23 protein-coding genes are annotated in these 21369 nt (G+C 62.3%); 15 read left to right on the top strand and 8 right to left on the bottom strand.

The genetic code is table 11. The features are described from left to right. Positions 1-113 precede the first annotated feature (113 nt). Positions 114-290, bottom strand: coding sequence for a hypothetical protein (locus tag C2L65_RS45665; RefSeq protein WP_156132294.1), 177 nt, complete (start codon positions 288-290; stop codon positions 114-116). A gap of 414 nt (positions 291-704) precedes the next feature. Here C2L65_RS45665 and oxlT point away from each other — a divergent pair, with 414 nt between their 5' ends. The 8 genes from oxlT to C2L65_RS27085 all read left to right on the top strand — a co-directional run bounded on the left by oxlT (position 705) and on the right by C2L65_RS27085 (position 8112). Then, on the top strand, positions 705-2054 hold the full coding sequence (gene oxlT, locus C2L65_RS27050; protein WP_042307660.1) for an oxalate/formate MFS antiporter: 1350 nt from the start codon (positions 705-707) through the stop codon (positions 2052-2054). Positions 2055-2389: 335 nt separating this feature from the next. Continuing rightward, positions 2390-3409, top strand: a complete 1020-nt coding sequence (locus C2L65_RS27055; protein ID WP_042307658.1) for an AAA family ATPase — start codon at positions 2390-2392, stop codon at positions 3407-3409. Further along, positions 3406-4272 (top strand): DUF58 domain-containing protein, encoded by an 867-nt coding sequence (locus C2L65_RS27060; protein WP_042307656.1) that lies wholly within the window; start codon positions 3406-3408, stop codon positions 4270-4272. Before C2L65_RS27055 ends, C2L65_RS27060 begins: the two co-directional genes overlap by 4 nt. A gap of 41 nt (positions 4273-4313) precedes the next feature. Next, a complete protein-coding gene (locus C2L65_RS27065; protein WP_233446558.1) occupies positions 4314-5147 on the top strand; it encodes a hypothetical protein in 834 nt (277 codons plus the stop codon). After that, a complete protein-coding gene (locus tag C2L65_RS27070) occupies positions 5144-6142 on the top strand; it encodes a vWA domain-containing protein (RefSeq protein WP_042307652.1) in 999 nt (332 codons plus the stop codon). The genes C2L65_RS27065 and C2L65_RS27070 overlap by 4 nt, the downstream gene beginning before the upstream one ends. Next, positions 6139-6699, top strand: a complete 561-nt coding sequence (locus C2L65_RS27075) for a hypothetical protein (RefSeq protein WP_042307649.1) — start codon at positions 6139-6141, stop codon at positions 6697-6699. Before C2L65_RS27070 ends, C2L65_RS27075 begins: the two co-directional genes overlap by 4 nt. Then, on the top strand, positions 6696-7688 hold the full coding sequence (locus C2L65_RS27080) for a vWA domain-containing protein (protein WP_042307647.1): 993 nt from the start codon (positions 6696-6698) through the stop codon (positions 7686-7688). The genes C2L65_RS27075 and C2L65_RS27080 overlap by 4 nt, the downstream gene beginning before the upstream one ends. A 100-nt stretch (positions 7689-7788) precedes the next feature. Then, positions 7789-8112, top strand: coding sequence for a hypothetical protein (locus C2L65_RS27085; protein WP_042307645.1), 324 nt, complete (start codon positions 7789-7791; stop codon positions 8110-8112). Between the two features lie 14 nt (positions 8113-8126). Here C2L65_RS27085 and C2L65_RS27090 read toward each other — a convergent pair whose 3' ends face one another. Next, complete coding sequence (locus C2L65_RS27090) at positions 8127-8501, bottom strand: winged helix-turn-helix transcriptional regulator (RefSeq protein ID WP_042307643.1); 375 nt, start codon at positions 8499-8501, stop codon at positions 8127-8129. A 91-nt stretch (positions 8502-8592) separates the two neighbouring features. On the opposite strand from C2L65_RS27090, the gene C2L65_RS27095 reads away from it, so the two are divergent. After that, a complete protein-coding gene (locus C2L65_RS27095) occupies positions 8593-9375 on the top strand; it encodes an SDR family oxidoreductase (protein ID WP_042307640.1) in 783 nt (260 codons plus the stop codon). A gap of 184 nt (positions 9376-9559) precedes the next feature. On the opposite strand, the gene C2L65_RS27100 is transcribed toward C2L65_RS27095, so the two are convergent. Beyond that, positions 9560-9961 carry a tautomerase family protein gene (locus C2L65_RS27100; RefSeq protein WP_042307638.1) on the bottom strand — a complete coding sequence of 134 codons (402 nt, stop codon included), beginning with the start codon at positions 9959-9961 and terminating at the stop codon, positions 9560-9562. 46 nt (positions 9962-10007) lie between these two features. Continuing rightward, on the bottom strand, positions 10008-10931 hold the full coding sequence (locus C2L65_RS27105) for an alpha/beta hydrolase (RefSeq protein WP_042307636.1): 924 nt from the start codon (positions 10929-10931) through the stop codon (positions 10008-10010). Between the two features lie 87 nt (positions 10932-11018). Here C2L65_RS27105 and C2L65_RS27110 point away from each other — a divergent pair, with 87 nt between their 5' ends. From C2L65_RS27110 to C2L65_RS27120, 3 genes are all read left to right on the top strand, one after another. Beyond that, positions 11019-11855, top strand: coding sequence for an alpha/beta fold hydrolase (locus C2L65_RS27110; RefSeq protein ID WP_042307635.1), 837 nt, complete (start codon positions 11019-11021; stop codon positions 11853-11855). A gap of 46 nt (positions 11856-11901) precedes the next feature. Then, positions 11902-12384, top strand: a complete 483-nt coding sequence (locus C2L65_RS27115) for a MarR family winged helix-turn-helix transcriptional regulator (RefSeq protein ID WP_042307633.1) — start codon at positions 11902-11904, stop codon at positions 12382-12384. 134 nt (positions 12385-12518) lie between these two features. After that, complete coding sequence (locus C2L65_RS27120) at positions 12519-12947, top strand: nuclear transport factor 2 family protein (protein ID WP_042307631.1); 429 nt, start codon at positions 12519-12521, stop codon at positions 12945-12947. Positions 12948-13057: 110 nt separating this feature from the next. Here C2L65_RS27120 and C2L65_RS27125 read toward each other — a convergent pair whose 3' ends face one another. The 4 genes from C2L65_RS27125 to C2L65_RS27140 form a co-directional block, all read right to left on the bottom strand. Then, the gene (locus C2L65_RS27125; RefSeq protein WP_042307630.1) at positions 13058-13987 is read right to left on the bottom strand and encodes a LysR family transcriptional regulator; all 930 of its coding nucleotides are present in this window, start codon (positions 13985-13987) and stop codon (positions 13058-13060) included. A 162-nt stretch (positions 13988-14149) separates the two neighbouring features. Continuing rightward, on the bottom strand, positions 14150-15430 hold the full coding sequence (locus C2L65_RS27130; protein WP_042307627.1) for an MFS transporter: 1281 nt from the start codon (positions 15428-15430) through the stop codon (positions 14150-14152). 311 nt (positions 15431-15741) lie between these two features. Next, the gene (locus C2L65_RS27135) at positions 15742-16617 is read right to left on the bottom strand and encodes a sugar phosphate isomerase/epimerase family protein (RefSeq protein WP_042307625.1); all 876 of its coding nucleotides are present in this window, start codon (positions 16615-16617) and stop codon (positions 15742-15744) included. A 54-nt stretch (positions 16618-16671) separates the two neighbouring features. After that, on the bottom strand, positions 16672-17796 hold the full coding sequence (locus C2L65_RS27140) for an ABC transporter ATP-binding protein (RefSeq protein WP_042307623.1): 1125 nt from the start codon (positions 17794-17796) through the stop codon (positions 16672-16674). 324 nt (positions 17797-18120) lie between these two features. On the opposite strand from C2L65_RS27140, the gene C2L65_RS27145 reads away from it, so the two are divergent. Genes C2L65_RS27145 through C2L65_RS27155 form a run of 3 tightly spaced genes read left to right on the top strand, consistent with a single transcriptional unit; the run spans position 18121 to position 21336 of the window. Then, a complete protein-coding gene (locus C2L65_RS27145) occupies positions 18121-19473 on the top strand; it encodes an ABC transporter substrate-binding protein (protein WP_042307621.1) in 1353 nt (450 codons plus the stop codon). 58 nt (positions 19474-19531) lie between these two features. Then, positions 19532-20434 (top strand): carbohydrate ABC transporter permease, encoded by a 903-nt coding sequence (locus tag C2L65_RS27150; protein WP_042307619.1) that lies wholly within the window; start codon positions 19532-19534, stop codon positions 20432-20434. Beyond that, positions 20431-21336: a carbohydrate ABC transporter permease gene (locus tag C2L65_RS27155; RefSeq protein ID WP_042307617.1), complete on the top strand. Its 906-nt coding sequence runs from the start codon at positions 20431-20433 to the stop codon at positions 21334-21336. The genes C2L65_RS27150 and C2L65_RS27155 overlap by 4 nt, the downstream gene beginning before the upstream one ends. Positions 21337-21369 lie beyond the last annotated feature (33 nt).

Below are 21369 nucleotides of genomic sequence, written 5' to 3' on the forward strand. Positions count from 1 at the left end.
GTTATTACTGATGGATCGGTGTTGGGACGGCAGTTGAAGCACCTCAGGCATCTCGCGACAACGAACGCGCTTCACGCGACATCGACCTCGCATCGAACATGCTCTGTGACGTTTTAAGCTGAAAAACAAGGCAAAAACTGAAGCATCAATAGCTTTGGATGCCTTATCAAATACGCGCTCACATCACGAAAATCGACAGCGTCCGGCCCAAAGATCATCTTCACAAACGTGGCGACAGAGAACGCGCCGCCCGCCAAATCGTCGAGCGTGAAACGCAGTCGTCGTCCCATTTCGACTCCAATCGACGCTTCTGACCACCCTCACATACTTACAAACAAAAAACTTTCCTTACTTTTTACTTTCATATATAACGACAGGGCATGTCGCGAACACGCCTGTCTCGCACATGTCCTCAGCCCACCCGTGCTAGCCGGTGGGCTTTTTTTTGGTGTATTCGCTTAATCGCAGGCTACATACAAATTCCTTTCATCAGTCCATATCTCTCGGTGAAAACCCCTCCACTCTTTCACTTGACTTACTTGATATATCACATATCGTATGGAATCTATCAGCGTCGCATTTTTAGCGCCGATGATCGGAAGAGCCGCTCAGGCCCCCGCAAAACTCAACAGGCAAGTTTCGCAACTATGCACGCGACGTGAGCGGCGCTGAAGCGCCCACTCTCGTCGTCAAAGGAGACAGCGATGAAGACAGAGCATCAGGAAGGGCCGTCGTCGTGGTACGCATCACCGTGGGTACAGCTCGTATTCGGCGTGGTCTGCATGGCGATGATCGCCAACATGCAGTACGGCTGGACCCTGTTCGTCAACCCGATCGACGAGAAGTATCACTGGGGCCGCGCGGCCATTCAGGTTGCGTTCACAATCTTCGTCGTGACGGAAACATGGCTCGTGCCGATTGAAGGCTACCTCGTCGACAAGTACGGGCCGAAGCCTGTCGTGGTCGGCGGCGGGCTGCTGTGCGCCGTCGCCTGGGTGATCAACTCGATGGCGTCGTCGCTGCCGCTGCTGTACACCGCGGCCGCCATCGGCGGGATCGGCGCGGGCGCTGTCTACGGCACGTGCGTCGGCAATGCGCTGAAGTGGTTTCCGACCCGCCGCGGTCTCGCCGCCGGGATCACGGCAGCCGGTTTCGGTGCGGGTTCGGCGGCGACCGTCGTGCCGATCGCCAACATGATCAAGCACAGCGGCTACGAGGCGACCTTCCTGTGGTTCGGCCTCGGCCAGGGCATCGTCGTGTTCCTGCTCGGCATGTTCCTGCTCTCGCCGCCCGCCAGCGTGCTGGCGTCCGCGAAGAACGCGCTGTCCAGTGCCAAGCGCCTCGTGCATAACGCGACGCCGCGCGAAGTGGTGTCCGCACCCGTCTTCTGGGTCATGTACCTGATGTTCGTGATGATGGCGGCAGGCGGCCTGATGGCGACGGCGCAGCTCGGGCCGATCGCGAAGGACTTCGGCTTGCACGACTCGCCCGTTTCGCTGCTCGGCCTGACGTTGCCCGCGCTGACCTTCGCACTGACGATCGACCGCGTGCTCAACGGCCTGACACGTCCGTTCTTCGGCTGGATCTCGGATCGCATCGGCCGCGAAAACACGATGTTCATCGCGTTCGCCATCGAGGCGGTCGGCATTCTCGCGCTGTCGAAGTTCGGTCAGAGCCCGGTCGCGTTCGTCGTGCTGACGGGCATCGTGTTCTTCGCGTGGGGCGAAATCTACAGCCTGTTCCCCGCCACCTGCGGCGACACGTTCGGACCGAAGTTCGCGGCCACCAACGCCGGCTTGCTGTACACGGCGAAGGGCACGGCAGCACTGCTGGTGCCGTTCACGAGCATCGTCACGGCCGCGACGGGCAGCTGGCACGCCGTGTTCATGCTCGCGTCGGGCATGGCCGCCGTCGCCGCGTTCCTGGCGCTCTTCGTGCTCAAGCCGATGCGCCGCGCTTACACGCTCCAGCATTCGGAGGCGTCGCTAGACACGCCGTACGGTTCGTCGACACGCATCAGCGACTCGGCGCGTATTTCGGCTGAAGGAGGCTGATCGGCAACACGTGTATTGAGGTTGTCAGGATGCCCGTTTGCCAGCGCGCGACGGGCATCCGTCGTTCCGGAAGCCCTTGAGTTCTACCGCTCTCGCACGTCATTCCTGGCGCACTCTGTAGCAGCGGGCGTGACACAGTGCCCTCATCCTGCCGCCAGCGGTCCAATTCTCGCGCCGCGCATCCGACGCTGCACCAATCTGGCACGAACCGTGCGCGCCACGCAGTCGCCGATACGCACGCCGCCGCTTCAGCACCGCTTCGTCGCCGCAATCCGTCGAATCCGCGGGCGTACGTGTCGCCCTTCCGACACTGGCCGAACGCAGAGGCGAATCCGATGGACCGCGAAGAGCTACTCGAAGACTGGCGCACGCTCGCGCTCGATATCGAGCATCAGGTGGAAAACGCAGTCATCGGGCAGCCCGAGACCATCCGGCTGATCAACGTCGCGCTGTTCGCGCGCGGCCACGTGCTGCTCGAAGGCGGTGTCGGCGTCGGCAAGACGACGATCCTGCGCGCGTTCGCACGGGCGATCGGCGGCGATTTCGAGCGCGTCGAAGGGACGATCGACCTGATGCCGGGCGATCTCGTCTATCACACGTACGTCGATGCCGAGGGCAAGCCGCGCATCGAGCCCGGACCGCTCATCAAGCACGGCGAACGGCTCGCCACCTTCTTCTTCAACGAGATCAACCGTGCGCGCCCGCAGGTGCAATCGCTGCTGTTGCGCGCGATGGCCGAGCGCTCGGTGTTCGCATTCGATCGCGAATACCGCTTTCCTTATATGACCGTGTTCGCCGATCGCAACAAGGTCGAGAAGGAAGAAACGTTCGAACTCGCGGCGGCGGCGCGCGACCGATTCATGTTCGAACTGAATATGTCGACGCCCGACGACGCGGCCGCACGGCGCGCGCTCGTCTTCGATCCCGACTTCCACGACACGGAAGCGCTGCTCGCACGCGTCACGACCGACGTGCTGCCGTGGCAAAGACTGAACGCGATCGGCGCGAGCATTCAACGGACGATACACGCGAGCGAGGCGATCGAACGTTACGCGCTCGACATCTGGCGCGCGACCGAAAACCCGTTGCAGTTCGATATCACGCTCGACGACGTGGACATGCAGCGCCTGATTCTCGCCGGCGCGAGCCCGCGCGGCATGAGCGCGCTGCTGCGGGCGGCGCGCGTGGTCGCGTGGCTCGACGGGCGCACGTATCTGATGCCAGAAGACATCCACCGCGTGCTGCTGCCGACGCTCGGGCACCGCGTGTACTTCACGCCCATCTACGAGTTGCGCCGCCAGGAACTCTCCGATGCGCTGATGACGCAGATCGTTTCGAGGATCGCGGCGCCGTGAACACGCTTGCGGAGTTCCAGTACCGGCTGCCCGTGCGGGTGTCGGGCGCGCGTCCCGGCGGGCATCGTGGGTCGAGCGTCGGCATCGGCCAGGAGTTCGCCGCGCACACGCGGCTCTTCGATCACCCCGATCCACGCCGGATCGATGTACGCGCAAGCATTCGCAGTGTGCAGCGCGAATGGCTCGTGCGCGTACATCGGCAGCGCGTGGCCGTGCCCGTGCATGCCGTCGTCGATGTGTCCGCGTCGATGCGCTTCGGCGCCGCGAGCACGAAGCTCGAAGTGGCCGCCGCGTTTGTCGAAGCACTCGGGCATAGCGCGTTTCGCATCGGCGACCCGGTCGGCATGCTCGCATTCGACGACGACGCGCGCGAGGATCTTTTCGTGCCCACGCGGCACGCGCGTGGCATGGGTCCGTTGATGGCGGAGTTGTTGCGCGATTGCGCGCCGCGGCAAACGCGCACGCAGTCGCGCGAGCGCGGCTTGCGCGATATCGCGACGCGTCTTGCCGGCCGCGCGTGTCTCGTCTTTCTCGTGTCCGATTTTCATTGGCCACTGGCTGCGCTGCCGGGACTGCTCGACACGCTGACTCACGCGTGGGTCGTGCCCGTCGTGCTGTGGGACCGCGCGGAAATCGAGCCGCCGTCGCACAACGGCTGGATGTCGCTGGTCGATATCGAATCGGGCGAAATGCGCTCGATGTGGATGCGCGATTCCGTCCGCGAGCGCTGGCGCAGCGCCGTCACGGAACGTCGCGCGCAGATCAATGCGCTGTTCGCGCGTCACGGCATCCGCCCGTTCTTCAATCAAGGCACGTTCGAACCCGAAGCGCTCAGCCGCTACTTTCTCGAGATGACGGCATGACGCGCATCGGCACCTGTGCGACGGCTCTCGCATGCGTCTTGATGATCGCAAGCACTGGCGTTCGCGCAGAACCCGCGACCGTACAGCAGCCGCGCGCATTCGGCCACGTGCTCGGCGACATCGTGACGCAACAGGTGCTGCTCGGCCCGGACGATCGCGCCGCCGAGCTATCGGCGATGCCGTCGACGGGCCGCGTCAACGCGTGGCTCGAACGCCGGCTGCCGTCGATCAGCACAGATGCCGACGGCCACCGCTGGCTCGTGCTCGACTATCAGGTGATGAACTCGCCGCGTGCGCCCGCCGTGACATCGACGCCGCCGCTGCAATTGCGCCTCGCGTCGGGCAAGACACTCGATGTCGCGGCAAGCCCGCTGTCGATCGGTCCGCTCGCGCCCTTGGGTCTCGCCGACGCCGGACGCCTCGCGGGACTTCAGCCCGACCGGCTGCTCGCGCCCGAATCGACGGCGCCGCTGCGGCGCGCGTTGACGGTGTGGATCGCGCTCGCCGTCGCGGTGATGATCGCGTGGCTCGGCTGGTGGCTATGGCGCAACCAGCGCGACGCGCGACAGCTTCCGTTTGCGAAGGCATGGTCGCGCTTCGGCCGGCAGGACGACGCCGCACTCGAAGCGAATCCCGATGCGTGGCGCGGTCTGCATCGCGCGCTCGACGAAGCGGCGGGACGTGTCGTGCTGGCCGGCTCGGTGCCGGACCTGACGGCGAAAGCGCCACATCTGCGCGAGCTTCAGCCGCAGCTCGAACAGTTCTTCCAGCGCTCGTCAAACCGGTTCTTCAGTCAGTTGCCGGTAGCGACGCCATTTTCATTGCGCGAGTTGTATCGCGCGCTGTATCGCGCGGAAAAGCGCCATCACCGATGAGCACGCCGCCCGATTTCCTCTATCCGTGGGCGCTCGTTTTGCTGCCGCTCGCCGCGTTGCCGCTGCTGCGCCGAAGCATCGATACGCTGCCGTATTCGTGGGTCGCGTGGCTGCCGCACGATCGCGCGGGCCGCGTCATCGCGTTCATCTGGCGCGCCACCGCGATGGTCGCGCTCGCGGCGGTGATCGTCGGGCTTGCGGGGCCGGGCTGGTCCGGCGAGCAGACGCGCATCACGGGAACGGGCGCGGAGATCCTGATTCTGATGGACGGCAGCGGCAGCATGAACCAGCCGATCAGCAGCGGATCGATGAATGTCGCCGACGCGCCCACGGCAGGCGAAACCAAAAACCAGATGGCGCGCGATGCGATCACCGCGTTCGTCGCGCAACGCGTGAACGATCGCTTCGCGTTCATGCTGTTCGGCACGCATCCCATGCTGGCCGTCCCCTTCACGCGCGACCGCACGGTGATCGACGCCGCGATTGCCGCAACGGGCATCGGGCGCGGCACGCCGGATACCTTGCTCGACCGCGGCATCCAGTATGCCGTCGAACTGTTCGATGGCCGCGCGCGCATGAGCAGCCGCGCGATCGTGCTGGTCTCGGACGGCGGCGCGCGGCTCGACGACGTGGCGCGCGAGCAGATACGCGCGGGGCTGTCGCGCAACGGCGTCGCGTTTTACTTCGTCTATCTGCGCAGCGGCATTTATAGCCCCGACCTGCACGTGCGTCCCGCCGATACCGACCATTCGCCCGAAGCCGAACTTCACCGCTTCTTCCTGTCGCTGCCGACACCCTATCGTCTCTATCAGGCCGACAGCCCACAGCAGGTTGCGCGCGCGATGAGCGATATCGCGCGCAATGAAAACGCGCCCGTGTCGTTCATCGAGCGGCTGCCGAGACAGGATCGCAGCACGTGGTGTTACGCGACGGCGCTTGTCTGCTGCGCGCTGCTGATCGGCGTGTGGTTCATGCAAAAGCGGAGCCTGCGATGAAGCGGCTGCCCATCCATCTGATGTTCGGCGTGGCGACGCTGTGCTGTGTCGGCGTCGCCGGTTACTACGCGGCGCGTCTCCAGCACGTCGTGCAAGCGAACGCCGAGATCGCCGCGATCGACACGCAAAAGCGCGAGCAATGGAGCAAGTCCGCGATGGACAGCAACGCGCCCGCCGTACGGCTCGCGCAAGCCGTCGCGCTCGCGCGGGCCGGGCAGCATGCGGAAGCGGGCAAGCTCTACTACGACCTGTCGCGGCTCGCGCCTTCGAGCGAAGCGGGTCGCCTCGCGCTCTACGATCTCGCCAACATGTATCTGCGCGAAGCTGCGGGCGACAGTGCGCAAGGCCCCGTGCGCTCGCCGCCGATGCTCGAAACCGCGAAGGCGCGCTATCGCGAACTTCTGCGCCTCGAACCCGGCAACTGGGATGCACGCTACAACCTCGAGCGCGCGCTGCGCCTCGCGCCCGAAGCGCAGGACACCGCCGATGACGTCAATGATGTGAAGGAGCAGCACAACATCAACGTGCGCGGCGCAGCGCCGGAGGAACTGCCGTGAAGCGCGACGCGCGGCCATGGATGCGCTACGTGCGCGGACGCTGGTGGCAGCTTCCGCTTGCGTCGTTGCTGCTTGCGGCGGCCGTCCTGATGCCGCCCGTCGAATTTAAGCGCCCGGTGTTCCGCTATGTCGTCACGTTCGATATCACGCAGAGCATGGACGTCGAGGACGTTGCAATCGGCGGCAAGCCCGTGAGCCGGATCGACCTCGCGAAGGCGGCGATGGGCGACGTGTTGCAGCACTTCCCGTGCGGCTCGGAAATCGGCTGGAGCGTGTTCACGAATCAGCGCTCGCTGCTGCTGGTCGCGCCCGTCGAGGTCTGCAGCAACTACGATGCGCTGCTCTCGTCGCTCGATCAGATCGGCGGAAACATGCGCTGGGTCAACAGCAGCGTGATCGCGCAAGGCGGAATCTATTCGGCCGTCCGCGCCGCCACCGATCTTGGCCACAACACCGATGTCGTATTCATCACCGACGGCCAGGAAGCGCCACCCGTGGCGCCGAACGAAACGACGGTGCGCGACATTCCGCAAGGGCTCGTGCATGGCTGGCTGATCGGCGTCGGCGGCGACCAGCCCGCGCCGATTCCGAAGACCAATGCCGACGGCGTGCGCACCGGTTTCTGGCAAGCGGATGAAGTGAGGCAGGTGCGGCCCGAGCCCGGCGCGCCCGCGGTCGCAGAGAGCCACGAAGAACTGTCGCAACTCCGGGAAACGTATCTGGAAGCCCTGGCCGGCCATCTCGGCTTCGGTTACAGGCGGCTCGTCGGCCCGACTTCGCTGCGCGCGCCGTTGATGGACGCGCGTTACGCGCACCCGATACCCGTTGCGACCGATATCCGCTGGGCGCCCGCGCTGCTTGCACTGATTCTGCTCGTGTGGCGCTTTCTTCCGGCAAGAAGGCTTGCGCAAGCGGACAAGCCCGCAAAAGCGTCAATCGCCACGACTCGCGCGCGCAGTGATCCTGTTACTGCTGGCTCGTTGCGATGACTTCATCGCGCCGCTCGTAAGCCTGTCCGGCACGCGCTTAAAGAAACACGTCAGGCACGCCGACTGCTCCTTTGTCATCACTTCGTAAGGACAACCGGCCATGCACTCGACTCTTATCTCATCCGTCTCTCGCCGCCTGCTTTCATCGACGGGCGTTTTCTGCGCCGCGATGTCGCTGTCCGCATTCGCCGATGCGCAGATCACCGCGCCAGACGGCGCGGGCTCGCAGGAAAACCGCGCCGCGCCGATGGGCACGAAGTCCGATCCACCGCCTGCGCACATGCTCGAATCGAACACGCCGCAAGCCGCCGAAGCAAAGCCTGGACAAGGCGGCAAGGCGAAGGGCAAGTCTGCGCACAAGCCTGAAGGCGCAGGCGGCTTCGATAACGGCCTTTATGGCACGGGCGCGGGCAGCAACAAATAACACGCAAGCTGCCCTCACGATTCTCCGACGCGATTCATGTTCGTTTGAATCACGTCCTCTTTATTCACGTTCTTTTCTTCGGACCATTTCAGCAGTGAATCGAGCGCGGGACACAATGCCTGTCCCCACTCGGTCATCCGGTATTCGACCTTGGGCGGCACCTGCGGATATTGCTTCCGCTCGACGATGCCGTCCGCTTCAAGTTGGCGCAGCTGTTGAGCGAGCATCTTTTGCGAAATGCCGGGAATCAGCTTCTCGAGGTCCGAGAAGCGCTGCACCTGGCCGCCAAAGAGATGAAAAAGAATCACCAGTTTCCAGCGTCCTTCGAGCAAACGAAAAACGGCTTCGACATCGGCGGCGGCCGTTGCGGCCGTATAAACCTTCCTCATAGGTAAGTCACTTACCTTTTCGTGCGTTCTTGTGGAACAGGTTGTTGATAGCGAGAATGAATGTATCGCAATTCACGACTTCATATCGGATATGGCATTGAACGCATTGAACCTCGCAGGCATGCGCACGCTCGTCACGGCAGGCACGAAGGGCATCGGCAAAGCGGTCGTCGAGCGCTTCGTCGAACTGGGCGCGACGGTGTTGACGACTGCGCGCACGCACACGCAGGATATCGACGCACAACACTTCGTGGCTGCTGATCTGAGCACCGAACAGGGTTGCGCGAACGTCGCGCGCGCGGTTCAGGAAAGGCTTGGCGGTATCGATGCAATCGTACACGTGCTCGGTGGTTCATCCGCGCCCGCCGGCGGCTTTGGTGCGCTCGGCGACGACGAATGGCAAAAGGAACTCGACCTCAATCTCTTTCCGGCAGTGCGGCTCGATCGCGCGCTTTTGCCGGCCATGATTGCGCAGGGAAAAGGCGTCGTGATTCATGTGACGTCGATTCAGAACCGTCTGCCGTTGCCCGAATCGACGACCGCTTATGCGGCCGCGAAGGCTGCGTTATCGGCGTATAGCAAATCGCTGTCGAAGGAAGTGACGCAGAAAGGCATCCGGGTCGTGCGCGTATCGCCCGGCTGGGTCGAAACGGAAGCCGCCGTCGCATTGGCGGAACGTCTCGCTGCTGAAGCGGGCACCGACTACGAAGGCGGCAAGGCGATCATCATGAAGTCGCTCGGCGGGATTCCACTCGGTCGTCCGGCGAAGCCTGCGGAAGTCGCGGATCTGATCGCGTTTCTGGCTTCGCCGCTCGCATCGGCGATCAGCGGAACGGAGTATGTGATCGATGGAGGAACGGTGCCAACGGTGTAGGCGCGACGCAGATTTCGATAGAAGTGCTCGCGCGCCAGCCCGCCACCGTTTTCACTTCACGATCAGCATGCTCGGGAGCGCTAGTACGACCGGTCCCAAACACTTGAGCATCAGATTGCTGCCTCCGCGCCGTAAACCAGGACGTGTGCGCAACACCTCCGTCACGACCCGGCCGGCTACCTGACTACCACCTCGGCGCGATATCGGCCAGTTGCGCGACTCCCCGGCCAAACGAGAAATTCTCGTTTGGCACGGGCACGAGCGCGATGAAGACATCGTCGGGTGACACGCCGACGTCCCGCTCCAGCAGACGCGTGATCGTCGCCATCAACGCTGCCTTGTCCGACGCAGGTCGATGCGCGCCTACCATGACCGTCACGATCATCGCGTTCTTGCTTCGCTCCATCTCCATGAACGTGGGATCGATGAACAGTTCATCGTCGCCGTGTTCGCTGATCATGATGAACCGGTCTCCCTTGGGAATGTCCAGCGCTTCAACCAGCGACATGTTGAGTGCGTTACCCATCGCGATCTTCTGTTCGCGAGTGAAGCGCCCTTTAGGAATGTGTGCGTGAAATACCGGCATGTGTGTTCTCCATTTGCCTCAAATGATTGGCGTAAAAGTCTGCCCGTTAAATTTCTTTGCGCCCGGCCGCTCCACCATCGGCGAGATGCAGCGTGAACCAGTCCACGGCGGCTCCGCTCGCGAGATCAAATGCCGCGTCGTACGGATCGAAATGATGGCCTGGCACCAACACGAGCCGCTTGGGTTCGAGCGCGCGTTCGTAGGCTTCGAGTTCGAGATCGGTCATGGTCACGCGATCGTCGTTCGCAATGACCATCAGAAGCGGCGTCGGCGAGATGCGGCTTACCCATACGCCTGGCTCATACATGCTCGCGGCAAACGACGAGCGCAGCGTGACGCGGTTTTCCCACGATGCACCCGCCAGCGGCTGCGAATAGAATGCAATCGCTTCAGGCGATCGATAAGCGGCAGGCACGCTCGCGTCGGCGCTGACAACGGCCTGAACGCGCAGCTCGTGGCCACGATGCTGCTCACGCAAATCCTCAGTCACCGTGGCAGTCCAGCCGGGCATCGCATCGGGCGCGACGCGGCGTCGAACCTGCTCGAAGCCGCTGATGGTCGGAACCTGCGAAACGACGCATTTGACGCGACGGTCCGTCGCGGCAAGCACCAGTGCGTGTCCACCGCTAAAACTGCTGCCCCAGATTCCGATGCGCGCGGGGTCCACTTCGGGCCTGCTCTCAAGCCACGTGATAGCTCGGCGCCAATCGGCGATCTGCGCCCACGGGTCGATATCCTGGCGCGGCGTGCCGTCGCTCGAACCAAAGTTTCGATGATCGTGGACGAGGACAACAAAGCCGGCCTCCGCGAACGCAGTCGCGAAACGTTCGAGGCCGTGTTCCTTCACGGCGGCAAATCCGTGACACATCGATATCGCGGCGCGCCGCTCCGTCGCGGCGGGCACAAACAGCCAGCCGCGCAACGTGATGCCCCCTTCTCCGGCGAACTCTATTTCAGTCCTGCTGATCATGCCGCACTCCGTCTTTACAATACGTTGATATGCGCATATTATGATCCACACCAATGTTTGACAAGCAACTTTGTCGAGGAGACGAGCATGACAGCAGTATCCGATCTGACGAATGATCCGGATCAGCCGCCGTACGACGCGCTGATCTTCATTCATGGCTTCCTCGACAATCACACCGTCTGGAATGACCTGATCGCGGCGCTTGCGCCTTCTTCGGTGCCCGTGATCGCGCGCGATCTCCGCGGCGCAGGTGATCGTCGCAATGAAGACGACGCATGCACACTGGCGCAAGCGGTCGCCGATATCGTGCAAGTGTTCGACGACATGCGTTTGTCGCGCGTGGCGCTGGTCGGACACAGCATGGGTGCGCAGATCGCGGAACTCGTCGCCAGTGAACGTGCCGCGCAGGTCGCGTCGTTGACGCTGATCACGCCCACGCCTTTGCGTGGAAACACATTGCCGGACGAAGTACGCGATCTGCTGCGAGAAAGCGGTGACGATCCCGCCGTCCAGCGTCAGATTCGCGTTTCATTCTCGACCCATCTGAACAGCGATCAACTCGATTCACTGACCGCGCCCCACGTATTGATGAACAAGGCCACCGTTCGCCAGTATTACGATGCGTTCACGCTCGGCGATTCGCGTGGCAATGAACCGTGCGCGTATCGTGGCCCGACCATGGTGATCGGCGCCCAGGACGACCCTGTGATCACGATCGAGCAGATCGCTGCCGAATGCCGTGAGCGCTTCCCGGCAACGAGTTTTCGCATCGTCGCTCACTCCGGTCACTGGCCGCATCTGGAGCAGCCGGCGCAGACGGCACAACTTCTCGCGCGACACCTTGGATGGGCAACGCTCAAACCAGCTTCGTCCGCGCAAGCGTCACCGCACGACTACGTCGGTGCCTCGCACGAAAGCCGCTGAGCCTCGCGTATATTTCCGAGTTCGACGAAACCTGAGCGAATACGACATGGCAATCCAAAAGGAACTGCTGGAAGATATCGATGGGCGTTGCAATTGTCTTGCGGCGCGCAAGGCGTCCCGGTATCTGACAGCGGCATATGACCAGGCTCTCGCGCCCGCGGACCTGCGCGCCACGCAGTTCTCGATTCTCTACAAGCTCGCCAAAGACGGACCGCTCACGATTGGCGATCTGGCCGCCGCCATGGCGATGGATCGCACGACGCTTTCTACGAACCTGAAACCGCTGGAACGGGACGGGCTCATCGAAATGGTCCCCGGGCAGGATCGCCGCGTGAGGATGGTCGTGATTACAGACGCAGGTGTTGCGCGCTATCGCACGGCGCTTCCGATGTGGCAGGCGGTTCAGCAGGAATTCGAAGGAAACTACGGCGAAAAACGTGCAGTCGCGTTGCGCAACGCTTTGCGCAACGTGTTGAATAGCGGATTCAGCCCCTGGGCCGACGGCGAAGGCGCTACCGCTAAAGACTAGGCACGCGCCGATCGGCCAGAAGTTGGCGGCGCATGCCGCCCATTCGGCCGCGCATCCGTCACGGATACGCCGCCTTATTATGTGCATATGCACAACATTGCACACATCATCCGAAATCGAAACAGGAGACACGTATGAAGCACCCCCATATCGTCGAGGCATGCCGGAAAGCGTTCAGCGGATTCGAGCTCAACGACAAGACCGACCTCGTTGCCTTACTTGACGACGATGTCGTCTTCGAGTTCTCCGACTCCCTGCCCTATGGCGGAACCTACGAGGGAAAGCAGGAGTTTCTAGCCTTCTGGAAGCACGTTTACGAGAAGTGGGAGACTTTCACTTACGACGCCAGAGCGGTCCTTGAAGCAGACGATTACGTCATCGTCCCTGTCCTGACGCGGGCAAAAGCGCTCAACGGTTATCTGATGGAAAACGAACATCTGTTTCTGTTCAAGGTCCGGGACGGCCGGATCGTTCACGGACGCCTCTACGCCGATACCGCGCGAGGACGCGACATTCTGGAAGACAAGCCGCCGAAGCGCTATCCGAAGCTGATCCTTAATTAAGCCCGTGTCGTGACCTGGACGACACGCGCGTTGAGCAATCGAAGTGGCGCGGCGGCCCGGAGGTACTGTCCGGGCCGACCGCACGCGCGACACATGGAGCGCGCCGCACTCTAGCGCACCCAGCCACGCTCGATCAACGGCACATCCCAGCCGGGCTCAGTGCCGAGCCAGTCCACCAGAAACTCCACCAGCGCCTTCACCTTGAGCGCCTGGCGTTGCGTAGCCGGATACACGGCCGCGAAGTTCAAAGGCGATAGCGCATAGTCAGCCAGAACGGGGACGAGCGAGCCGTCGAGCAGCGGCGCGCTCGCCACCAGCGTGGGCAAACACACGACACCGCCGCCCGTCAGCGCATAGTCGCGCAGCAGATGCACAGAGTTCGAGCGGATCATGCCGGGCAGCTCCATTTCGAAGACCTCGTCGCCGCGCGTCATCGTCCAGTGATTGCGCGATGGATAGCCCGAATAGAGCGCCGTCGTGTGCTGCAGCAATTCGCGAGGATGCTGCGGCGCGCCGTGCTCTTCGAGGTATGAAGGCGCGGCACAAAAGAGCCGCCTCACGGTAAAGAGCCGCCGTTCGATCAACGACTCCGAGATAGCGGGAAATACCTGGAACGCGACATCGAAGCCCTCTTCGATGGGATCGACTACGCGGTCGTTCACGATGATGTCGAGCTGGATGCCGGGATAGCGCCGGTTGAATTCCCCCAACACCGCGCCGAAATGACCCAACGCGAAACCCGGCAGCATCTGGATACGCAGCCGCCCTGTGGGCGTAGCGCGCAATTCGCGCATCTGGTCGGTCAGATCGTTGACGCGCCCCACCACCTCCGCACATTCTCGGTAGAACGCCTCACCGACTTCAGAGAGGCGCACGTGCCGCGTGCTGCGGTGAAACAATGGGGCGTTGACGAAGCGCTCCAGTTGCTGGATGCGGTTCGTCACGACCGAACTGGTCACGCCGAGTTGTCGTGATGCCTCGGCGAAGCTGCTCGTTTCCGCAACCCGCACGAAAGCCTCGATACTCAGAAAACGATCCATGCCGCTTCCCTGTCATCGTGTACAGCACGTCAGTGTATACGCGCTGACGCCGGCGACAGTGGCATGCGTGAACATCGGCTTGAGCACACATGAAAGCGAGCACGGCGCGCTGCTTCTTCTCGAAGCAACACGCCGTGCGCATAAGCCCAAGTATCGGTGGCTTTACTCGAATTGCTCGGCCACAGGAAATTCGCCCGTCGACGCATTGCGCCGGCGCAATATGGCAGGCGCGGTCTCCTTGAGCAGCAGGCTCACGCCGATGCCAAGCAGCACTGCGCAGATTGGCAGCCAAAGAATATTCTGAATGCCAAAGTGAGTCGCGACGAAACCAGCAAGCGCAGGCGCCACCCCGCCGCCAAAGATCTCGCCCGCGCCGACCACGATCCCGATTGCCGTCGAGACCATGCCGACGGGTGCCGCTTCCGTCGCGACCGGTCCGGAGAGCAGCGAAACGAGACCAAGCGTGAAAAACGCCGACACGAACAACACAGCGAACAAGGCCACCGGCTGCGGGCCGAGCCCGCGAAACACGTACAGCATCACCGCCGTCCCCGCGAAACCAACCACGCTCGCAAGACGCCGCCCGACGAGATCAGAAAGCCCCGGCAAGCCGAACTGGCCGACGAATCCACCAAAGCCGATAGCCGAGACCACGATACCCATGCGCTGCGTGTCGAGCGTCAGGTACTCGGTGAGATAGAGAGGCAACATCGCCCCCAGCACGAAGACGCCCGTCATCGCACAGAACAGCGCGACCATCGCGACACGGATATTCCCGCTCTTCAGCACGTCGCGCCAGTTGCCGCGCCGGGCTTGCGCCGTCGCCTGCGCAGGCGACTCGGAGGGCACCGATGCAGGCGTGGTCTTCGGCTCGCGAATCACGCGGTACATCAGCAGGCCGAGGATCAGCCCGGGAACGGAGACCAAAGCGAACACCCACCGCCACGACATCACGTTGAGCAACTGCGTCGCAATGATGGGCGAAAGAGCCAGGCCGAACAGCGCGAATCCGCTTTGCTGGAGCCCAAGATTGAAGCCACGGCGTTTCGGATGCGAGGCGTCGGCAGTCGCGGCGAAACTCGTCGGGCAGAACGAGCCTTCGGCGACGCCCATCAGGGCCCGCACCGCCATCAGACTCGCGAGTCCGCCTGCAACCCCCGAGAATCCCGACAACAGCGAGAACGCGACAATAGCGGGAATCAGGACCTTACGGCGTCCAAACTTGTCGGAGATGCCGCCCATCAACGCAGCGAAGACACCCCATGAAAGACCGAGGATGCCGATACAGTTGCCGACGTCCTGGGCCGTCAGATGCAGGTCCTTCATGATGGACGGAAAAAGCGGCGCGATCAGCCACCGGTCCAGGCCCACCAGCCCGAATCCGAGCGCGAGCAGCGTCACCGCTTTCCATTCGTAGGACACGTCCCACTGGTTCGATCTCATCCTTGTCTCCTATGACAAATTCGACGGCGACCGCACGCAGTGCAAGCAGCCCGCGGCGTACACAGCGCCGACGGAGGAAGAATGATCCAGGTGCAACATGGAAAGAATGCGAGGACGACCGAATACGTCATTCGCGAAATGCAAACAATGGCCGCGATATGCCCCGCGAGGCATACCGGACAAGGATCTGCGCTGAAAACGAAGGCGGTCGCGTCGAACTTCTGGCGCACCCCAGGGCTACCCCGGGTAGACGCGTGCGCGGCCGGGCGGCGGCGTGAGATCGCAGGTCAGCAAAAATCCACTCGACCCGATTACCCGTGCTGCTTCGCCTTTGCAGCAGCGTTAAGTCCGCCAGCAATGAATCCGCGTGCGTGTGTCGCAAGGTCCATGCTGTCCTCCCACAAATTTCTCCAGATGGCCAGCGCATTGGACAACTGCTCATTCACAACGGCGGATGAAAAACTCTCGAATGTGATCACCCCTTTGTAGTCGATCATCGCCAGCGCGTGGAAGAACTGTGCAAAATCGATCGTGCCGGAGCCGAGGTATCCACGGTTGCTCTCGCCAATATGGACGTAGCCGAGACGGTCTCCGCACTGGAGCACCGGCTGCATGAAATCGCACTCTTCGATGTTCATGTGGTAGGTGTCCAGATGCACCACCACGTTCGGCGCCCCGATCTCATCCAGCAAGCCAAGCGCTTGCGACGCTGTGTTGAGCAGGTTGCTCTCGTAGCGATTGACCACTTCCAGACCGAGCGTGACATTCTTCTTCTGCGCAAGCTCTGCGATCCGCTTTAGCGATTCCACTGCGTTTCTGCGCCCCTTTGCGGTAGTGGGCGCTTGGTACTTGCCCATTGCACTGTACAAAATACCGCCAAAGTACGCACCGCCGAGTTCCGCGGTAATCCTGACACCCTCTTCCAGCAGCGCCATGCCTCGCGAAACCACCGCAGGGTCTTCGCTGGATATGTCCGCGTCGAAAGTCAAACCGCGAGAGCAGCCAAGCTCGAGGTTGTGCTCCTGTAGCAGGGCACGGGTCAGCGAGAGATCCATGACCTTTGGACCGTGCAAGGAGAGTTCGATCAGGTCGAAGCCTGCCTCCTTCGTCTGGGTGATGACCTTGCGCGTCGACTCCGGCGACAGATCCCCTGCCCATACCAACGCGTGGACGCCTAGTTTGTTCATTGCGCTGCGCCTCCCGTCGCGACGGCTACGCCCGTCAAAGACCCATGTCCGCTTTCAGTTCACGCGCATCGCATCAGCAACGGGCTGCTTGCGTTCGAGCGCCATGCCGTCCTGACGGAAGAGGTGTACATGACGCTTCGAAAAACCCGGCTTGATCGGTTGCCCTTCCGTCGCGGCGGATTCCCCCGAGCCCTTCACCTGAATCACCCGTTCGTCGGCAAGACGCACGTGCAGAAGCGTCTCGCTGCCCAGATGTTCGATGACCATCACCTCGCCGGATAACGTGTTGTCGGTATCGCTATTCGCGGACTCGCTCAGATGCTCGGGTCGTACACCGAGCACGAGCTTCTGATCCGGATCGATGGCGTCGCCATTGCACGGCACGTCGAGCGACGCGCCGCCGGGCAGCTCGATCGTGACGCCCGCCTCGTGCTTCTTCAGCACGCGGACGTCGAGGAAATTCATCTTCGGAGAACCGATGAAGCCCGCCACGAAGCGGTTGCGCGGCGTGCGGTACAACTCGAGCGGCGAGCCGATCTGCTCGACTTCGCCGTGATTGAGCACGACGATCCGGTCGGCCATCGTCATCGCTTCCGTCTGGTCGTGCGTGACGTAGATCATCGTGGCGTTGAGCTGCTTGTGCAGCTTGATCAGTTCGAGGCGCATCTGCACGCGCAATGCGGCGTCGAGATTCGACAGCGGTTCGTCGAAGAGAAACACCTTGGGCTCACGCACGATCGACCTTCCGATCGCCACCCGTTGACGCTGGCCGCCCGACAGCGCGCGTGGCCGGCGCTCCAGCAGTTGTCCGATCTGCAGGATATCCGCCGCCCGATGCACGCGCTCCTTGATCTGCGCTTCGGGCAGCTTGATCATGCGCAGCCCGAACGCGATGTTTTCGTACACGGACATATGCGGATACAGCGCATAAGACTGAAACACCATCGCCACGCCGCGCTCCGACGGCTCGAGCTCCGTCACGTCTTCGCCTTCGATCACGACGCGGCCCGAATCGATCCGCTCCAGCCCCGCGATGCTGCGCAGCAAGGTCGACTTGCCACATCCGGACGGACCGACGAACACCAGAAATTCGTGTTCCTTCACATCGATGTCGACGCCCTTCAGCACGTCGGTGCCTCCAAACGCTTTGCGGATCTGCTGCAAATGTACGGCGCTCATGCGTGTCTCCTGTCCCATGCAAGGTCGTACAGCGCCATGCGCTGGTCTCATGCAAAGCAATGGCTGCGTCATGACGGATGCACAACCTCGCGCGGCGAATCTGCGGCGAACTCGAATCGCACATGCCGCGACGCACCATCCAGCGTTTGACGATTTTCTTCTTGACAACAGGTGCGCGTCAAAATATACATTTGTAAAACGCAAATTACAAGTGAAACGACGAGGGCGCGCCGTACGTTTTGCACGCGTCGATGCACGTCGCCGCAATGACGATCAACGCCGCGGCATTTGCCGATGGTTCAAGAACAATCAAGGAGACGAACGATGAATAAGCGCTTTCTGCAGCCTTCCGCCATAGCGTTGTCACTTGCCACGGCGTCGCTGCTCTGCGCTGCCAACGCGGATGCTTGGACATTGAAGGAAGCCGCGCAGCCGTACTCGGGCACCACCATCAAGGCGATCTTTCTCGATCGCCCCGGCTACAAGGCCGCGCAGAAACTCATTCCGCAGTTCGAAAAGGAAACGGGCATCAACGTGAAGTGGGAAGTGATCCCGTACGAGAACACGCGCGAAAAGGAAGTGCTCAACTTCGTCGGCGGCGGCGATCAGGACGTGGTGCTTGTCGACGTCGTGTGGATTGGTGAATTCGCAAGCAACAAGTGGCTCGTGCCCATCAAGACCTTCACCGACAACCCGAAGCTCGCCGACCCGAAGCTGAACCTGCCAGGCTTCTTCCCGATTCTGCTCGACTCGTTCGGCTCATGGGACAAGGTCACGTACGGCTTGCCCTTCGATAACTACTCGGGCCTGATGTTCTACAACAAGTGCATGCTGAAGGACGCCGGCTTCAATGAGCCGCCGAAGACCTGGGACGAACTGCTCAACACCTATGCGCCTAAGCTGACGCAGGCCAGCAAGAACCAGTTCGCGTTCGCGCTTCAGTCGCGGCGCGGCGAAACGCAGTCCGCGGACAGTTTCATGCGCGTGCTGTGGCCGAATGGCGGCTCGCTGCTCGACGCCAAGTTCAAGTCGAACCTGATGTCGCCGCAATCGCAGGCGGGCCTCGAATACCGGCAGAAACTGATGAAGTACATGCCGCCCGGCATCGTCGACTTCGATCACGCCGAAGCCGTCAACGCGCTTGCGCAAGGCCAGGTCGCGATGATCACCGAGTGGTCGGCGTTCTATCCGACGCTCACCGATCCGAGCAAATCGAAGATCGGCAACTGCCTTGCGATCACCACGGAACCGAAGGGTCCTGCAGGCCTGAAGCCCGCGCTCGGTGGCTTCTCGCTGGCCGTCAACGCGAAGTCGAATGCGAAGAAGCAGGCGGCGGCTTGGCTGTTCATCCAGTGGATCACCTCCGAAGAAATGGCCAAGCCGTATCTGGAAGCGGGTGGCGTGCCTGCGCGCACGGCCGTGTACCAGGACAAGGCCGTGCAGGACAAATATCCGTTCGTGAAGCCGATGGTCGAGTCGTGGCAAGGCGGCGTACCTGACTATCGTCCGCGCTTCCCGGAATGGCCAGCCGTGTCGGAAGTGATCGGCGAATGGGGCACGAAGATCATGCTGGGCCAGGTGTCGGTGAAAGACGGCGCGCAGACCATCGGCTCGAAGACGGAAGAGATACTGAACAAGGCGGGCTATTACAGCGGCAAGAAGCCCTTGCTGAAGTAACGGCACCGCACCGAAGGGAGCATCGATGTTGAACAGCACTGCTCGACCCGGAAATGGCATGACACCGGCAAGGCCCCGCTCGCGGGTGCGCTTGCCGGGTTCGGCCGCGTTCTGGTTTCTGATTCCGGCGATCTTCACGCTGGCGGTAATCGGCATCTATCCGTTGCTGCTGGCGTTGTACAACTCGTTTCATCAGTACAAGCTCGCGGATCTGGCGTCGGGCACGCCGTTCATCTGGTTCGACAACTACATCGCGACGCTGAGCGAGCCGTCGTTCTGGGGCGCGCTGGGACGCACGGCGCTGTTCCTGTGCGTGACCTTGCCGATCGAAGTCGCGCTCGGACTGTTCGCCGCGCTGATGCTCCATCGCACGACACTGCCGTGGATGCGCACCATCGCGCGTGTCAGCCTGGTGATTCCGATGGCGACGACGTATGCCGTCGTCGGCCTGATCGGGCGGCTCATCTTCAACCGGCAGTTCGGCGTGGCGAACTACATCGGCGGTCTGGTCGGCATGCCGCCGCAAGACTGGCTCGCCGATCCGACGCTCGCGTTCGTCTCGGTGATGATCATGGACATCTGGCAATGGACGCCGTTCTGCGCGCTCATTCTGCTGGCCGGCCTGACGATGGTGCCCAAGGAAGCGGAAGAAGCCGCGCGCCTCGAAACGCCCAGGTGGAGCAAGATTCTGTGGCATCTGCAACGGCCCTATCTGCTGCCCGGCCTCACGGCAATCCTGATCCTGCGTTCCGCCGACATGCTGAAGATGTTCGACGCCGTCTTCACCATGACGCGCGGCGGGCCAGGCACCGCGACGGAGTTCATCAGCGTGTATATCCAGCGCGTCGGTTTCCGCCTGTTCGACCAGGGCATGGCATCCGCGCAGGCGATCCTGCTGCTGATCCTGACCATCGTGCTGTCGCGGCTCTATATCCGCTTCGTCTATCGGGAGGCCGCGTGAACGCACCTTCGACGCAACGCGCGAGCGGCGACGCCGCGCTGCCCGGCAATCCCGGCCTGACGGCACGCGCGCGCCGTGCGCGCAGCGCGCGGCGCAACGCGACCGCGTGGCATTTTCTGGGGCTGCTGGTCGTATTTCTGTCGTCCGTGTTTCCGTTCTACTGGATGGTGACGACGAGCCTGAAGAGCCAGGCAGAAGCGCTCGCCTATCCGCCCGTATGGCTCTTCAAGCCGACCTTCGTGCATTACGTGGAAGCGCTGTTCACGCATGAAGTGGGCGGCAGCCTGATCAACTCGCTGATCATCGCCAGCAGCACGACGGTGCTGTCGATCCTGCTCGGCACGCCCGCCGCGTATGCGCTCGCGCGCTATGAATTCCGCGGCAAGGAAGACCTGTGGTTCTGGTTCATCTCGAACCGCATGGTCAGTCCCGTCGTGCTCGCCGTGCCCTTCTTCCTGATCGCGACGAAGCTCGATATCGTCGATACGCACATCGTGCTGATCCTGCTGTACATCACGTTCTCGCTGCCGATCGTGATCTGGATCTGCACTGACCAGTTTCGCAACATCCCCGTCGAACTCGACGAAGCCGCGCGGCTCGACGGCGCTTCGCCGTGGCGCATCTTCTGGCGCATCAATCTGCCGCTGGCGATGCCCGGCATCGTCGTGTCGGCGATCTTCGCTTTCATCTTCTCCTGGAACGACCTGCTCTACGCGCTGGTGCTGACGCGCACCGACGCGATCACGTCGCCCGTTGCCGCCACCAGCTACATGAGCGGCTACGAGTTGCCGTGGGGCGAAATCATGGCGACGGGCACGCTGATCGTGCTGCCGATGGTCGTGTTCGCGCTGCTCGTTTCGGGCCGGCTCGTGCAAGGGTTGACGATGGGCGCAGTGAAGTGACGCTCTGGTATAACCGCGTGTTGCTTTTCACTC

Origin of the sequence: Paraburkholderia terrae, from assembly GCF_002902925.1 — a bacterium.
Taxonomy (GTDB): domain Bacteria; phylum Pseudomonadota; class Gammaproteobacteria; order Burkholderiales; family Burkholderiaceae; genus Paraburkholderia; species Paraburkholderia terrae.